Source organism: Kribbella sandramycini (assembly GCF_013131805.1).
Taxonomy (GTDB): Bacteria; Actinomycetota; Actinomycetes; order Propionibacteriales; family Kribbellaceae; genus Kribbella; species Kribbella sandramycini.
On sequence record NZ_JABJRC010000018.1, the window covers coordinates 1 to 16,271 of the forward strand.

Annotated in this window: 17 protein-coding genes; all 17 read left to right on the forward strand. The window is 68.3% G+C overall.

Annotated elements, in window-relative coordinates; all coding sequences use genetic code 11:
* Nucleotides 1-24 precede the first annotated feature (24 nt).
* The 17 genes from HPO96_RS36925 (at nt 25) to HPO96_RS37005 (ending at nt 16,260) form a co-directional block, all read left to right on the forward strand.
* Nucleotides 25-1,572 (forward strand): recombinase family protein, encoded by a 1,548-nt coding sequence (locus HPO96_RS36925; RefSeq protein WP_171679143.1) that lies wholly within the window; start codon nt 25-27, stop codon nt 1,570-1,572.
* Nucleotides 1,573-1,655: 83 nt separating this feature from the next.
* Complete coding sequence (locus tag HPO96_RS36930; RefSeq protein WP_171679144.1) at nt 1,656-1,889, forward strand: hypothetical protein; 234 nt, start codon at nt 1,656-1,658, stop codon at nt 1,887-1,889.
* A 971-nt stretch (nt 1,890-2,860) separates the two neighbouring features.
* Complete coding sequence (locus HPO96_RS36935; protein WP_171679145.1) at nt 2,861-3,301, forward strand: phage terminase small subunit; 441 nt, start codon at nt 2,861-2,863, stop codon at nt 3,299-3,301.
* Nucleotides 3,298-4,995, forward strand: a complete 1,698-nt coding sequence (locus HPO96_RS36940; RefSeq protein WP_202886880.1) for a hypothetical protein — start codon at nt 3,298-3,300, stop codon at nt 4,993-4,995. Before HPO96_RS36935 ends, HPO96_RS36940 begins: the two co-directional genes overlap by 4 nt.
* 13 nt (nt 4,996-5,008) lie before the next feature.
* Nucleotides 5,009-6,376, forward strand: a complete 1,368-nt coding sequence (locus HPO96_RS36945; RefSeq protein WP_171679146.1) for a phage portal protein — start codon at nt 5,009-5,011, stop codon at nt 6,374-6,376.
* Entirely contained in the window at nt 6,376-7,125 is a 750-nt protein-coding gene (locus HPO96_RS36950; protein ID WP_171679147.1) for a VG15 protein, read from the forward strand. The genes HPO96_RS36945 and HPO96_RS36950 overlap by 1 nt, the downstream gene beginning before the upstream one ends.
* A gap of 61 nt (nt 7,126-7,186) precedes the next feature.
* Nucleotides 7,187-7,738, forward strand: a complete 552-nt coding sequence (locus tag HPO96_RS36955) for a hypothetical protein (RefSeq protein WP_171679148.1) — start codon at nt 7,187-7,189, stop codon at nt 7,736-7,738.
* Between the two features lie 33 nt (nt 7,739-7,771).
* Entirely contained in the window at nt 7,772-8,707 is a 936-nt protein-coding gene (locus HPO96_RS36960; protein WP_171679149.1) for a major capsid protein, read from the forward strand.
* Between the two features lie 33 nt (nt 8,708-8,740).
* Entirely contained in the window at nt 8,741-9,241 is a 501-nt protein-coding gene (locus HPO96_RS36965) for a hypothetical protein (protein WP_171679150.1), read from the forward strand.
* Nucleotides 9,238-9,510, forward strand: a complete 273-nt coding sequence (locus HPO96_RS36970; RefSeq protein ID WP_171679151.1) for a hypothetical protein — start codon at nt 9,238-9,240, stop codon at nt 9,508-9,510. Before HPO96_RS36965 ends, HPO96_RS36970 begins: the two co-directional genes overlap by 4 nt.
* On the forward strand, nt 9,510-9,782 hold the full coding sequence (locus HPO96_RS36975; RefSeq protein ID WP_171679152.1) for a hypothetical protein: 273 nt from the start codon (nt 9,510-9,512) through the stop codon (nt 9,780-9,782). The genes HPO96_RS36970 and HPO96_RS36975 overlap by 1 nt, the downstream gene beginning before the upstream one ends.
* Complete coding sequence (locus HPO96_RS36980) at nt 9,779-10,189, forward strand: hypothetical protein (protein ID WP_171679153.1); 411 nt, start codon at nt 9,779-9,781, stop codon at nt 10,187-10,189. Before HPO96_RS36975 ends, HPO96_RS36980 begins: the two co-directional genes overlap by 4 nt.
* A gap of 13 nt (nt 10,190-10,202) precedes the next feature.
* On the forward strand, nt 10,203-10,754 hold the full coding sequence (locus HPO96_RS36985; RefSeq protein WP_171679154.1) for a phage tail tube protein: 552 nt from the start codon (nt 10,203-10,205) through the stop codon (nt 10,752-10,754).
* Between the two features lie 103 nt (nt 10,755-10,857).
* Nucleotides 10,858-11,136, forward strand: a complete 279-nt coding sequence (locus tag HPO96_RS36990) for a hypothetical protein (RefSeq protein WP_171679155.1) — start codon at nt 10,858-10,860, stop codon at nt 11,134-11,136.
* Nucleotides 11,137-11,476: 340 nt separating this feature from the next.
* A complete protein-coding gene (locus tag HPO96_RS36995; protein WP_171679156.1) occupies nt 11,477-14,122 on the forward strand; it encodes a phage tail tape measure protein in 2,646 nt (881 codons plus the stop codon).
* A gap of 1 nt (nt 14,123) precedes the next feature.
* The gene (locus tag HPO96_RS37000) at nt 14,124-14,969 is read left to right on the forward strand and encodes a phage distal tail protein (RefSeq protein WP_171679157.1); all 846 of its coding nucleotides are present in this window, start codon (nt 14,124-14,126) and stop codon (nt 14,967-14,969) included.
* 7 nt (nt 14,970-14,976) lie between these two features.
* Nucleotides 14,977-16,260, forward strand: coding sequence for a glycine-rich domain-containing protein (locus HPO96_RS37005; RefSeq protein ID WP_171679158.1), 1,284 nt, complete (start codon nt 14,977-14,979; stop codon nt 16,258-16,260).
* Nucleotides 16,261-16,271: the final 11 nt, after the last annotated feature.

Consider the following 16,271-nt stretch of genomic DNA (forward strand, 5'->3'; position numbering starts at 1 on the left):
GATGAACGGGTAATCTGCGTAACCATGACCCCTACGCGCTACGCCGACGGCGTCCCGAAGCTGCAGTCCCGACGCCCGCTCGCCTCGATCTACATCCGCCTGAGCGGCGCGGCCGACGAGGCGAACACGAGTCGAGAGGGCATGGAGGAGGACGCCCGCGGGGTCGTCGCGAATCTCGGTGCTGACGTCTACGCCGTCCACTACGACGACGGTATCTCGGGCTCGGTCCGCGACCGCCCCGAGTTCCTCGCGTGGCTCGACGACGCCCGCTCCGGGACCGCCCAGATCCTCGTCCCCTACCACGGCGACCGCATCACCCGCGAGGGCGTCAACGCCGCCGCCATGGTGCTCGACGTGATCGAGGGCAAGGACCCCGCGACCGGTGCCGTCGTGCGCCCACCCGTGCGCTTCGTCTCGGTCGACGACGGCCTCGACAGCGAGCGAGACGCCGAGTCGTTCCGCTGGCGCTTCGTCATCGCCGCCGAGGTCGGCCGCGCCGAGCTGCACCGCATCAAGCAGCGCGCCCTAGCCCGCCGGCGCCGTCTCCGCGCCAAGGGCCGCGTGCAAGGTGGCCGCCGTGGGTGGCCCTTCCGAGCTGTCCCCCGCGACGACGGCAAGGGCATGCGCTACGAGCCGATTCCCGCGCACGCCGACGCCATCCGCTGGACCCTGGAGCACCTCCGCGCGAAGGGCACCAAGGGAGACATCGTGCGGGAGTGGGTCCGGCGTGGCCTGAAGCCGAAGGGCACCAAGAAGGCCGAGAAGGAAGGGCGCGAGACCTACTGGCACATGACCCCCATCACGCGCATCCTCTCCAACCCCAACATCTACGGTGCCCAGATGCACGGTGACGACGTCATCCGCAACGAGGACGGGACCGCCCGCATCGACGAACAGCAGGCCATCCTCACGTACACCGAGTACCGCGAGCTGCAGCACCTCCTGGGCCTGCGCGCCACCCGCCGCAACCGGCCCGACCCGGACACCGAGGCGCTCGTCGACTTCTTCTACTGCTCGTCCTGCGACCGCGTCATGTACCCCCACCGTCCCGCCGCCGGCCGCACCTGGACCTACCGCTGTCGCGGCGGGGTCGGCGTCTGCCCCAACCCGGTGTCCGTCGTCATGACCTGGGCCGAGCCCTTCGTCGTGCGCGAGTTCCGAGAGCGCCTCGGCGACCTCCCCATCGATCCCGGCGGATGGGAGCCCGACGTCTACACCCCAGACCCGGCCGTCGTCGCCACCCTGACGGAAGCCATCCAGGCCGCCGACGAGCGCCTGAAGGAGGATCTAGAGGACGAGGAAGCCCTCAAGGTGGTTCGCCAGCGCCGAGACTTGCGCGCCCGCCTAGCGACCATCCAGGACGCGGCAGCGGAGTCCAGCGCCGAGGCCGTCATCCAGTACCGCGAGACCCCGCCTGGACAAACCTACTGGGAGGCCTTCCTCGCCGCCCCAACGATCCGCGAGAAGGGCGACCTTGTGGCGCTGGCCTTCAACGGCAAGGTCACCGTGCACCCTGGGCGCCCCGGCTACTGGGACCCCAAGCGTCTGGTGTGGGACGGCGACGACGACTGAGCACGCCGACAATCCTCATGGACATAACCATCAGGAGGCGTCCGCCTTCGTTCCCCACCCCACCCCATCCCTGCGAGCACTCCATGACGTCGACCCTCGACCAGATCGTCGCCCACCACCCCGACCACGAAGACCGCTACGAGATCGCCGCGCGCATTCGCGGCGAGGTCCTACGCCGCGTCCGACAAGCCCAGTCCCGCGAGGCCGAGCTGAAGCACTGCCCCGCGTGCGACACCGACAAGCCCAAGGCCGAGTTCCACCGCGACGACTCGCGGCCCGACGGCTTGAAGGCCCACTGCAAGGAGTGCCGCCGATGATCTCTTGGCCCACCCCCACACGGACATAACAACTGAGGCACCTAGAGCACGCCGCGAGCCCAAGGGGCGGCGGGTAGGTGTCCTCACCCGGCATTCCTCCGGACCTGAAATCCGGGCATTGGCACAGCCGGGCACTTAACCCGCTGCGCTCCTTCGTGGGCGTGGTTTCGGTGCGCACGACACCGTGAGCGGCAACCCCGCGTCGTGCCCCTCTTCTTCACGCACGAGGGCCTCGGGTAGATGCAGCCGCCGAGGCTTCAATGAGGCTGGGCCTGCCTCGTGCGTGAACAGCCCCGCACGGGGGCTCCTGCGATGTGAGGTCGGAAGCGCTGAGGTGGTCCAGCCACCCGCTCCCTCTCGCGGTTGAGCCCCCGTGTGGCACTCATCGAAACCCCCGGCCCTCCTCTCATTGAAGAAACCGGGGGCGTGTTCTTTGGCCCACCCCACGCCACCCCCGGAGGTCCTGTCCCATGCCATGGGAGTCCAGCGACCGCCGCTCACGCCTGCCCAGTGACTGGGCTAGGCGCCGGCTCCGCGTCCTACGGCGTGACCAGTACCGCTGCCAGGTCCGCGACGCTGCCGGACTGAAGTGTCTGGAGCGAAGCAACGAGGTCGACCACATCGTCAACAACGACGACCACGACTACGCGAATCTTCAGACCATCTGCCGCGTCCACCACGCAGCCAAGACACAAGCTGAAGCGAAAGCCGGAAGGCGAGCCAAGGCCAGGACACGGCCGCCCTCGCGCCATCCCGGCGCGCTCTGAACTTCCGCACTCGCGACCGCCGCCAGCACCCGGGGGGTGCCTCCCCTCCCCTCCCCGACAGCCTCCTCGGTTGGCATAGCGCCAGGCGGTGTGTACAGGCAGCCAGGTTCGCCCCCTGCAACATTCGCTGACTCTCAGTAGTCGGCCGCTCCACTCCGCCCAGGCGTCCAGGTGACGCCCACCGACGCGCCCCAGGAGGTCGCAATGGCTCGCGGCACCCTGAACCCCAAGAAGCCGAACAGCGTCAACCGCAACGCCTCGGCGATCACCGCGCCGGCTCACGTCCTCACCGACGATGGCCTCACCCGCGGCCCGTCCCTCGAAGACGCCACCGGCCGCGACGACTGGGACGCCGACGTCCGCCGCTGGTACGACGGATGGCGCACCGCCCCTCAGGCCCAGATCTTCACGGCGACCGACTGGCAGCGCCTCGCGCTCCTCGCCCCGCTGGTTGAGCGCTACTTCGCGGACCCTAAGCCCGCGACCATGTCGGAGATCCGGCTGAATGAGGAGCGCCTCGGCGCGACCCACGTCGACCGCCTCCGCGCCCGGATCGCTGTCACGAACGACGCCACCCCGAACGCTGCGGTCCTCTCGATCGCCCCTGACGCCGAGGACGACTCAGACGTCCTCGGTCTCCTGTGACCGGCCTGGCTGACGACGCCATACGCTCCCGCGACCTCCCCGAGATCGTCGCGGAGACCACGCTCCCGCGCTTCCCCACCGACGGTTCCGTCAAGACCCTCGGTATCGGCGTCGTCCGCTGGATTCACGCACACCTCCTGCAGCCCGACGGCGACAACGCCGGTGAGCCCTTCCGACTCACTCCGGAGCAGGTCAACTTCATCCTCTGGTGGTACGCGGTCGACGAGACCGGCCGCTTCATCTACCGCCGAGGCGTCCTCCGTCGCTCCAAGGGCTGGGGCAAGTCGCCGTTCATCGGCGCCGTCTGCCTCGCCGAGCTTGCCGGCCCGGTCCGCTTCTCGCACTTCGACGACAACGGCAAGCCCGTCGGCAAGACCCACTCCATGCCGTGGGTCGTCATCGCCGGTGTCTCCGAAACGCAGGTGGCCAACACCTTCGACGCCATCCGCGCGATGTGCGAGGAGTCCGACCTCGTCGAGACCATCGGCCTCGACGTCGGCATGACCCGCATCCTGACGCCGACCGGCGGCAAGATCGTCCCGATCACCGCGTCGTCCTCCACGCAGGAGGGCGCCCGCCCGTCGTTCGCCGTCATGGACGAGCCGCACCACTGGACCAAGTCCAACGGCGGCCACGCCCTCGCCCGCGTCATCCGGCGCAACCTCGCGAAGTCCCGCGACGGCGCCGCCCGCGCCATCGAGACGACCAACGCGCACGAGCCCGGACAAGACACGGTTGCCGAGGGCTCCTACCTCGCACACCTCGCCATCGTCGAGGGCCGTTCCAAGGCCACCGGCATTCTGTACGACTCCCGTCAGGCGCCCTCGCTCTCCACCGAGCAGATGGCCAACGAGAAGATCCTCCGCGCCGCGCTGGCCGCGACGTACGGGGACGCGACGTGGATCGACCTCGACCGTCTCGTCGAGGAGATCTACGACCCGGACACGTCCCCCGAGGACGCCCGGCGGTTCTACCTCAACGAGATCGTCGCCGCCGCCGACTCGTGGGTCGCCCCCGACGAGTGGGACGCCAACCGCTCCGACGACGTCGAGCCGCTCCGCCCCGACCAGCCCGTCACCCTCGGCTTCGACGGCGGTCTAACCGACGACTCCACCGCCCTCGTCGCGGTCCGCATCTCCGACGGCGCCCCGTTCCTCCTGGCGATCTGGGAGAAGCCCTCCGGCCCCGCCGGTGAAGGCTGGCAGGTCCCCAAGGACCAAGCCCGCGGGGCCGTCGACCACGCCTTCGGTCACCTGGACGTAGTCGCGTTCTTCTCCGACGTCGCCTACTGGGAGACCGACGTGGACGCCTGGCGCGACCAGTACGGCGAGCGCCTGTTGCTCAAGGCCACTACCCGTCACGCCGTCGCGTGGGACATGCGCGGCCACCTCGCCGACACCACCCGCGAGACGGAGACGCTCCACCGCGCCATCACCGACGTGTCCATTCCATGGGGGCCTCACCGGCTCGACGACGGCCGCGACGCCGCCGCCATCCTCCGCCGCCACGTCCTCAACGCCCGCCGGCGCCCCAACCGCTGGGGCATCTCCTTCGGCAAGGAGAGCCGCGAGTCGCCCAAGAAGGTCGACGCGCTGGCCGCACTCCTCCTCGCGCGCATGGCGCGCTCCCGCGTCCTCGGCGAAGGCGCTCTCTCCAAACGCCGCAAGTCGACGGGAACCCTGATCGGCTTCTAACCCCGGAGGCCCCGTGCCCATCTCCAACCCCGCGAAGGCCGCCGAGGCGATGATCTCCGCGCACCGCGCCGCATGGGAGCCGGGGCGGGGCGTCTTCGGCAAGGTACAGCGCTACCTCGACGGTCATCACGACCTCCCCTACATGCCGCGCGGCGCCACCGTCGAGTACCGCGACATGGCCCGGCGCTCCATCACGAACTGGCTGCCGCTCGTGTCCGACACCTTCTCCAAGGTGCTGTTCGTCGAGGGCTACCGCTCGCCGAACTCCAAGGACAACGAAGCGGCGTGGCGTCACTGGCAGGCCAACAAGCTCGACGCCCGCCAGACGATCGCTCACCGCGCCGCACTCGACTACGGCGTTGGCTACGTCGAGGTGCTGCCGTCCGACAGCGACTCCCCCTCGATCAAGCCCCTCCACCCGTCCCGCGTATGGGCCGAGTACGAGGACGAAGACGACGAGTACCCCCACCGGTATCTGGTGCGTCGCGGCAAGGACGAGGACGGCAACACGCTCTACCGCCTCGTCGACGACACGAACTCGTGGGACATCACCGCTCCGCAGACGGGCGCCGTCACCGTCGGCGAGGCTGAGGCGCACAAGATGCCCGTCCCGCCGCTGATCCGCTTCCGCGAGCGGCTCGACGTCCCGGCACACGGCATCATCCGGCCCCTGATCCGCATCCAGGATCAGATCAACGAGACGCGCTTCATGCTCGCCATGGGCCTGCAGTACGCCTCGTTCCGGCAGCGCTGGGCAACCGGCCTCGTCGTTCCCCGCAAGGACGACGGCACGCCCATCGAGCCCTTCGAGGCCGCCGTCAACCGCCTGTGGGTGACGGACAACTCGGACGCCAAGTTCGGCGACTTCGCCCAGACGCAGACACAGGACCACCTGAACGCCTACGAGTCCGGCGTGAAGACGATGGCCGCCATCGGGCAGCTCTCGCCGCACGTCTTCGCAGGCGACCTCGTCAACCTCTCTGCTGACGCCCTCGCAGCCGTCGAGGCTTCGACCGATCGCAAGATCGATCAATACGCGATGCTGTTCGGAGAGAACTGGGAGCAGGTCCTCACGCTCGCCGCCATCGCGGCCGGCGACCCCGAGCCTGACGCGTCGGCGCAAGTCCGCTGGCGTGACTCCGAGTCCCGCTCCTTCGCCCAGACGGTCGACGGCATCGTCAAGCTCATCCAGGGCGCGTCCGTTCCGGCAGAGGCCATGTGGCCCCGCATCCCCGGCGTCACGGACACGGACATCACCGAGTGGAAGGCCATGGCCGCCGCCAACCAAGACGGCATGACGGCCTTGGCCGCAGCCATCGACCGGCAGGCCGCGTCGACCACAGCACCCGCAGCGCCGCCCGCTCAACCTCCGGCGGCCTGATGGCTAGCCCGGCTGCGTTGACCGACGCCTACCGCCGGGAGCAAGGCCGCATCGCGACGAGGGCATCGTCACTCACGCTCCTCGCGTTCGACAACATCCTCGACACCGGCAACCTCGACGGGACCTTCCGCGAGTACGTCGGCACGGTCTTCCCGCTCCTCAACGGCGACCGCGTCGAGATGGGCAACGTCGCTGCCGCGTACTACGAGGCGTACCGAGGAGCTGCAGGCGTCGCGGGTCAGGAACCCGCACCTCTCCTCCCCAGCGTCCTCAACCTCGCGCAGGTGACGACCTCGCTGCTGTTCACAGGGCCGATCACCCTGCGACAACAGCTTGCCCTAGGCAACTCACTCATCACCGCCCTAGACGTCGCCCGCACCGCGACCGCAGGTGCCATCTTCCGGCACACGGCGAATGCAGGCCGAGGAACGATCTACGGCACCGCCCAACGCGACAGGCGCGCGATCGGCTACGCCCGGATCACCGACGGCAAGCCCTGCTACTTCTGCGCGATGCTCGCCAGTCGCGGGGCCGTCTACAAAAGCGAGGACAGCGCTGGCGCGCGAGGAAGCGCCCACCGCTACCACGACGGATGCGGCTGCACCGTTCAGGCGATCTACTCCCGCGACGCCGAGATCCCCGGCGACCACGCGAAGTACGACGCCCTCTGGCGCGAGTCCACCAAGGAACTCGCGCCCGGCGACACGGCGGTCAACGCCTTCCGTCGCGCCTACTCCGCGTCGCTCTGACGCGCTCTCCCCGCACGCGCAGGCCGCGTGCCCCTTTCACGTTCTCCAGGAGGGAACACCCATGGCTGACAGCACCACCGCGCCCGGCACCGAAGGCGAAGCCCCCAAGGCCGGCGAGTCCGCCGAAGCACCGAAGACCTCGGAGACCAAGACCCCCGAGGCGAAACCGGCCGTCGAGTTCGATGGCCCGTACGACGAGGACCGCGCCAAGCGCAAGATCGAAGCGCAGAAAGCGGACCTCGACAAGGCCCGCGCTCGCATCGCCGAGTACGAGAAGGCCGACAACGAGCGCCAGCAAGCGGAAATGTCCGACCTGCAGAAGGCCGTAGCCCGCGCCGAGGCCGCTGAGAAGGCCCTCGCCGAGCGTGAGGCTACTGACCTCAAGGCCAAGATCGCCGCTGACGCCGACATCCCCGTCGAGTTGCTCACGGCAACGACCGAGGACGAGCTCAAGGCACAGGCCGCCACGATCTCCGCTCTCCTCGGCGATCGCAAACCCAAGACCCCGGCACCCGGCGCGAAGCCCAAGCCGAAGCTGTCGCCCGCCTCCGGTGGCGACGCCCCCGAGTCGATCGATCACGCCGCCATCGCGCAGCGCATCCGTCGGCGCTGATCTCCCTTTCCCTCCTGAGAGGCCCATCCCCCAATGGCTAACACCCTGTACACCGCGCCGGACGTCGTCAAGCTGGCGACCGCGCTCCTGACGCAGGACCTCGTCCTCGCGCAGACCATCAACCGCGACTACGAGGACAACTACGACGGTGGCAAGGGCACAACCGTCAACGTCCGCGTTCCGGCCGCGCTGAAGGCCCGCCGGCGCGACCTGACCAACTCCGGCACCACCGGTCAGCTCGCCGCGTTCGTCGTGGACTCGCTCGCCGAGACGACCTTCCCGATCGCCCTGTCCGGCAACCCCTACAGCAAGGTCGCGCTCAACCAGCGCGAGATGACCTTCGACCTGGAGAACTTCGGGGAGCAGGTGCTCGCCCCGCAGGTCGACGCCCTCGGAGAGGACATCGAGTCCCTGGTTGCCGAGACCATGATCGCTCTGCCGGAGGCAACGACCTTCGCCTACAGCGCGACCGACCCGACCAAGCTGTTCACCGCGGTCCGTAAGGCCCTGCGCGACAACGGCGTACCGGTGACCGGGCTGCGCGCGGCCGTCGGTACCAAGGTCTGGCAGGACATGGCGGACGCCAAGGTGTTCTCCGCGAGCACGCAGGCCTCCAACCCGCTGGTCCCCGGTCAGGAGAACGTCGGCGGCTTCGCGTGCTTCGAGACCAACCGGATTGACGACGAGCAGGTCGTCTTCTACCACCGCGACAGCTTCACCCTCGCTGTCCGCGCTCCGGAGGCTCCGACCGGCGACGAGGTCTACGCCGCGTCGCTGTCGACCGGCGGCTTCTCGCTGCAGCACATCCGCGACTACGACAGCTCGATCGGTCAGCACACGTCCCTCGTGCAGACCTTCACCGGCTGCTCGTACCAGCAGTTCCGCAACATCGACCGCTCCGGCTCGACCGCGTCGATCGTGCTGGTTCCGTCCGCGTACCGCGTCGACACCGCCACCGACCCGGCCTGATCCGTCCCTCGCTAACGCCCAAGGAGGGCACCCATGGCTTTGCCCGCCCTCTCGACGGTTGCGGCGATGGAAGTACGCATGGGCCTAGAGGTCGGCTCCCTCTCCGGAGCCGACCTCGCCCGTGCACAGACCTCCCTCGACGACGCGTCAACACTGATCCGCACCGTTGCCAAGCGCAATTGGGTCGACGCCGGCGGGTCGCTCGACGACGTCCCTGACGTGGTCGCCACGATCTGCACACGCGCCGCCATTCGCGACTACCGCAACCCGGACGGAGTCAGTAACGAGGCCCTCGGCCAAGGCGCGTACAGCTACACCTACGCCGAGGGCCAGTCGACCATCTACCTCACCGAGGACGAGGTCGACCTGATCCGCGAAGCCGCGAACGCTCCGGACCCCGAGAACCCCAACGCCTGGACCGGCACCGGCTCGATCCGAACGCCTGCCGCAACGGACAACCGCGACGGTCTTGCGACGTACGGCGGCTGGCCGGACGACTGGGCGCACTGGGGCGGCTACCGGGGGCGCTGGTGAACTTCCCCGACACCTGCGAGGTCCTGCGTCCGCAGGGCTCCGATGCCTACGGCAACGACCTTGCCGACTTCTCTGACCCACTGGTCATCGAGCAGAAGTGCTTCCACGTGATCCAGGGCCGCCAGATCCTCATGCCCCGCTCGGCCGACATCCAGCAGGGCGACCGCGTCCGCATCGACGGTGAGACCTACGCAGCCGACGCCGACCCAATCCGTAGTCCGTCCGCGCTGAAGCTCTACATGCTGAAGCTGACCCGCCTGGAGGACTGATGGCCGCCAAGGTCAAGGTCAAGCTCAACCCCGCGGGCATGCAAGCCATGCTCAAAAGCCGGGGGATCGCCCAAGCGGTCCACGCCCGCGCCGAAGAGGTCGCCGCCCGCGCCCGCCAGGACGCCGCGATCGTCCGCCACGAGCTGCAAGACGCAGTCGACGTAGAAGACGTCATCACCGACAGGGCCGTCTCCATCGTCGCCATCGCGCACCCTGCCGGCCGTGGCATCGAGGGCAAACACTCCTCGCTGACCAAGGCGGTAACCGGGTGACCCTCCGAGTCAAGTTCCCCGACCCTCGCAAGGTTGCCCTAGGCATCCTTCGTGCCGAGCCGACGAGCACGTACGGCGCCACCGTGAAGTTCGGCACCGTCTTCCCGGAGGAGCGCAAGCAGGCCGCGCAAGGACTCCCCTACGTCCGCGTATCCGTGGACTCTCGATCGGGCTTCTACCCGGTCACTGCCACCGCCGCACTCCGCGTGCAGGTCTGGGCCGCGTCCGAAGACAAAGCCCAGGACCTCGCCGAGCTCCTCAAAGCGGTGCTCCTGTCCAACCCCGGCGACGCGAACCAGCGCGGTTGCTCGGAGGGCGTCGGCCCTCTACCCGCGACGGACCCCGAGTCCGGCTCGCCCTTCGCCTACTTCACTGCCGCACTCCGCTTGCGGCCTACTCCCCTCTGAGAGGTAACCCCGCATGGCCGGAGACCCGACCAAGGTTGGCCTTTGGGTCAACGCAGACGTCTACATCGGCGCCGTCGGCGTGACGATGCCGACCGATACCGCAACCCCGCTCGACGCTGGCCTCAAGGCTGTCGGCCTGCTGTCCGGCGACGAGGGCTTCACCGAGTCCCGCGACGAAGAGTCGAACTCGTACTACGCGTGGGGCGGACTACTCGTCCGGAAGCAGAAGTCGAAGCACGAGCGCAAGATCCGCTTCGTCTGCTTGGAGGACAACGCCACCACGTTCGGCCTCGTCAACCCGGGCTCGACCCGAGGTGCGGCCGATGTGGACGGCGACGTCACCTCGACCATCAAGGTCCCGACGACCTCGGAGCTAGCGATCGTCTTCGAGCTCCGCGACGGCGACAAGATCAAGCGGCGCTGCGTCAAGCGCTGCACGGTCGACGAGGTCGCCGACATCACCGACTCCGAGTCGGACATGGCCGTCTACGACATCACCGTCGCCCTCTACCCGGAGTCCGACGGGACGCTCTACACCGAGATCTCCAACGACGGCACCGTTTGATCCTCGGCCCCTGACCGGGAGCGGGCTGTACCTGCGCGGGTCCGGCCCGCTCCCTTGCCTCCAGCAACAACCTCGACCCGCGCCCTGAACAGGAGACCCGCGCATGTCCCAGAACAACTCCAACCGCAACGCCGCCCGCGCCGCCGCGACCACCGGCAAGGTGACCTTCACCCACAAGGGCAAGACCTACACCATCGAGTCCGCCGAGCACTGGGACGTCGATGTCCTCCTGCTGTTCGAGCAGGGCAAGGTCATCAGCGCCGTGAACGCCGTACTCGGTGACCGGCAGTGGGACGTCATGAAGTCGACGGGCCGCAAGGCCGCCGACGTCGGCGAAATGATGGAGGCCATCGCCAAGGCCACCGGCATGCAGGGAAACTGACCGCCCTCTGTGCTCTGATCCGGGACCACACACCGGCGCTCGAAGCGGACCTTCTCCGCTACTTCAGCATCGACCTCCTCGACCTCTGGCGGGGAGGTCTTTCGTTGCGCCGCCTGTCCGTCCTGGTCGACGCCCTCCCCCGCGAGTCCGCGACAGCCCGTGCCATGCACGGCGAGCTCGCGGACTGGAGCACAGAGGCGGTCCTTCTCGCTGACGTCTGGTCAGCCCTCACCGGCGAGCGTCACCCCGCGCTCCCCAAGAAGTCCACACGGCGCCCCGACGCCGATCAAGCCCGCGCCGCCCTCATGGCTCAACGCGCCCGTCTCCAAGAGGACCCACAGTGACCAGTGTTGGTGACGTCGGCTACGCGACCATGCCCGTTATCCCTACCGCCAAGGGATTCGGCGCCGCGCTCGCGAAGGAGATCGGCCCACACCTCGGCGTCTCCGCCAAGGAGGAGGGCGAGAAGTACTCCAAGAACTTCTCCTCCAGCATCACAAGCAAGCTCGGCACGCTCCTCAAGGCGGGTGGCGTCCTCGCCGGCGCCGCCCTCGTCGGCGGTCTGATCACCGCTGCAGGACAGGCCGACGTCGGCGCCGACATGCAAGCCTCCCTCGGCCTCGACACGAGCACCTCATCGAAGTTCGGTGCCGCTGCAGGCCTTGCCTACAAGCAGAACTACGGCGAGTCGGTCGCGCAGGTCGGCGACACCATCAAGGCCGCGTTCCAGAACGGCATCGTCGCCGCGACGGACTCCAAGGACGCAATCGCCGGAGTCGTCGCACAGATCGAGACCTACTCCAAGATCTCGGGCACCGAGGCCGTCGAGTCGACCCGCGCGGTCGCACAGATGATCAAGACGGGCCTTGCCAAGAACGCCACCGAGGCCTTCGACCTTCTCACCCGCGGCCAGCAGCTCGGCATCAACAAGTCCGAAGACCTTCTCGACACCTTCAACGAGTACGGCGTCCAGCTGAAGAAGCTGGGCATCAGCGGCCCACAGGCCCTCGGCCTCATGAATCAGGCCATCCGCGCCGGTGCGCGCGACAGCGACATCGCAGCCGACGCCCTCAAGGAATTCGCGATCCGCGCGGTCGACGGCTCGGCCTCGTCAGCTGCAGGCTTCAAGGCCCTTGGTCTGAACGCCAAGCAGATGACCGAGACCTTCGCCAAGGGTGGCCCGGCCGCCAACGCCGCGCTGCAGCTCGTCTTCGACCGGCTCAAGTCCATCAAGGACCCGGCCGCCCAGTCCGCCGCCGCCGTCAACCTCTTCGGCACGCAGGCTGAGGACCTCGGTCAGGCCCTCCTCGCGATGGACCCGAAGACCGCAGCGCAGGGTCTCGGCCAGCTCGCCGGCGCGACAGACCGTGCGAACAAGGCGCTGGGCTCCACACCCACCGCGCAGATCGAGGCCTTCACCCGCACCCTCAAGCAGGGCTTCGTCGAGATCCTCGGCGGACAGGTGCTCCCGGCCATCACGACAGCTGCCGGCGACTTCAAGTCGAAATTCGGCCCCGCGATCGCCGACGCAGGCGCCAAGCTCAAGAACGCCATCCCCTCGCTCACGGGTCTGGCCGCCCTCATCGTCACACAGGTCGTACCGGGCCTCGCGGCTGCGGTCGCCGTACTCGGCAACTTCGGTGGCTTCCTGGCCAAGCACGCCACCACCGCAAAGGTCTTCGGAATCGCGATCGCCACGATCGCCGCCGGACTCGCGGTCTACAAGGTCTCGATGGCGGCCGTCACCGCAGGCACCGCGCTCTGGTCGAACGCAACCAAGGCCTACGCCGCCGCTCAGTGGCTCATGAACTCGGCCCTGTTCGCCAGTCCACTCACGTGGATCGTGCTTGCCATCGTCGCGGTTGTCGCCGTGATCGTGCTGATCGCCACCAAGACCACTTGGTTCCAGACGATCTGGTCGAAGGCGTGGGGCGGCATCAAGGCAGCAGCCGGCGCCGTCGTCAACTTCTTCAAGGGCACCGTCGTGCCTGGCTTCACCGCAGCGTGGAACGTTGCCGCCAGCATCGTCTCGGCAGTCGTCGGAGCGATCGTCGGCTACATCCGGGGCCTCGTTGGCACCGTCGCTGCGGTCCTCGGTGCGCTGTACTCCGCGTGGCAGGCGATCTGGTCCCGCTTCGAGCCCGTCATTCGGGCCGTCTGGGGCCTCGTCTCGGCGGTCATCGGCCTTGCCATCAAGGCGATCCTCTTCGTCGTCGGCTCCCAGCTGAAAGCGATCTTCGCCGTGTGGAGCGCGGTGTGGAACGCAGTCTCCAAGGTCGTCTCGATCGTCGTAGGCAACGTCGTCAAGACCTTCACCTCGGCCCTCGCCACCACGCGCACCATCTGGAATGCGATCGGCAATGCGATCTCCGTCGTCGCTCACGCGATCTGGGGCAAGATCTCCGGCCCCATCAACACCGTGAAGTCCGGAGTCTCCTCCGCCTTCAACGCGGCGAAGACAGCTGCTGTCGGCGCCTTCAACTCGATGTATGACGCCGTCAGCGGAGTCGTCTCCAAGCTCGTCTCCAAGGTCACCGGCATCCTCGGCACGATCAAGAACGCCTTCGCCGGCGCCGGGCGCATCCTCTGGGACGCCGGAACGAGCATCATCCAAGGCCTCCTCGACGGAATCACCTCCAAGATCCACACCGTCACGGACAAGCTCAAGGAGCTCACCGACCTGATCCCCAAGGTCAAGGGTCCGATCCAGCGAGACCGCAAGCTGCTAACCCCCGCAGGCGCCGCGATCATCGACAGCCTCGTCGCAGGCTTCGCCTCGCGCTTTCCCTCGGTCTTCTCGTCCCTCGGCGGACTGACCAACAACATCGCCAACCTGCCAATCCGCCCCGCCTCCGCGTCCGGCCCTGTGCCCATGGCCGCGCTAGGTGCTGCAGGCAACGGACCGGTCATCAACGTCCACGGCGACAACGACCCCGAGGCAACCGCTCGCATCGTCGGCCGGAAGCTCGCCAACCAAGGAGTCTGACGTGATCCTCTCGAAGTACCGCGTCGGCATCGGCGGCTTGATCCTCGGTGAGTACGACGAGGAAACCGGGGCTTCCTGGATCGTCGAGGACCTCGACGGCTGGCAGCGCTCCACCTCCACAGGCACGACCACGCCACGCTCCGCAGCCCGCGGGGCCTGGCGTAGTCGCGCCTTCCAAGCCGCGAAGGGCTACACCCTGAAGGGCGTCGTCCACAGCGCCGCCGGCAACGCGCCGGACCTGATCGACCAGCTCCTCGCGGCGATCCCGCTCGACGTCCCGGAACTGATGACCGTCTACGGCGTCCACTCCGGCGACGACCGCATCACCTACGTCCGTCAAGAGGGCGACGCAGACCCGAAGATTGTCACTCCCGAGCTGGCGACCTTCTCGATCGGTCTCGTGGCCCCCGACCCGCTGACGTATTCGGCAACGCAGCACGTGGAGAGCGCGGGTCTGCCAGTCACCACCGGCGGCCTGTCGGTTCCATTCACGGTCCCGTTCTCCGTCAACGCGGTCACCGTCTCCGGAGTAGTTGCCGTTGACAACGTCGGCAAGGCCGCCGTCGCACCCCGGGTCATCTTCTACGGCCCGGTCGAGCGGCCGAAGATCACGCATCTCGGCACAGGCGAATCCCTTCAGCTGAACATGGATCTCGCATCCGGCGAGTGGTTGGACCTCGACCTGGATCGACACACAGCCATGTTGAACGGCGTCTCTTCCCGTCGTGGCTACGTCTCCGGCCAGTGGTTCGAACTTGCCCCGGGCAACAACCTCCTTGCCTTCAACTCCCCCACCTACTCCGCCGGCGCCGAAGCGCAAATCGTTTGGCGCGACGCCTGGAAGTGAGAACTCAATGACTGTCGGTACCCCGGCATGGCTGAACGCCTCCGCAGGCGACCCCACCTACGACGCCGCCGAGCTCCGCGCCATCGACACGATGTACGCCACCTACGACGGCAACAACCTCGGCGCCCGCCCTGGCGTCCGGCCCGGCGGTAACGCCGCCGTCCTATCCACCTCCTCCATGACGTGGACCGTCCAGCCCGGCATCGTCTCCGTAAGCGGTGTGTCCGCAGGCGCGTTCGGCGAGTACCGCGTGCCGATCCTCACAGCCGAGACCGGCGCCATCACCGCGCGAGACGCCACCTTCGACCGCAAGGACATCGTGTTCGTCCGCGTCTACGACGCCGACAACGGGGACGCGACGCGAGAGGCCAAGGTCGAGTACCTCGCCGGTACGCCGTCCTCCACTCCGTCGGCTCCGACGATGCCCGGCAAGTCCGTCCTCCTCGGCACCATCACCGTTCCGAAGGCAACGCCAGGCAACGCCCTGACCGTCGCCCTTCCCACCAACCGCTTCACGGTCGCCGCCGGCGCGGTGCTGCCCTGCGACACGCGCCCATCCGCCCCGTATGCCGGACAGGTCATCTTCAACCTGTCGTCCGGCGCGATGGAGTTCTACAGCGGCTCGGCATGGGTGACCTTCTCGGTCGCTGCGCCTGTCACCCAGATCTTCACCGCGAACGGCACGTGGGTTAAGCCCGCTGGCGCCAAGTGGGTAGAAGTCGAGGTCATCGGAGCTGGCGGCTCCGGCGGCGGCTCCAAGACGAGCGCCGCAGGCAACCACTCCCAAGGCGGAGGCGGCGGCGCGGGCGGCTGGTCCTGGAAGCGCTTCGACGCCTCGGCCCTCGCTGCCTCCGTCGCCGTCACGGTTGGCACCGGCGGCGCTGCCGTGTCTGGTGCCGACGGTAACCCGGGCGGCGCATCGTCCTTCGCCCACACAACCCCTGTTGCCGCGAACGGCGGCGGCGGTGGGATCAGCTCCAACACCTCCTCGGCGGCATTCGGCGTCGCGGGTGGTGGCGGCGGCACGGCTTCCGGCGGCGACATGTCCGTCACCGGTGGCGGCGGTGGCGGCGGCTTCGGCTCCACCTCCTTCGGCATGTCCGGCGCTGGTGGCAACGGCTACTACGGCGGCGGCGGTGCGGGCGTCGGCTCGGCGTCGGCTGGCTCCTCGACAGGCGTAGCCGGTGGCGCATACGGCGCTGGCGGGTCGGGTGCCTACTCCAACGCCACAACGGGTGCCGCGAGCGGCGCCGGCGCCAACGGCCGCGTCATCGTGACCACCTACTTCTGATCGGGAGCCGC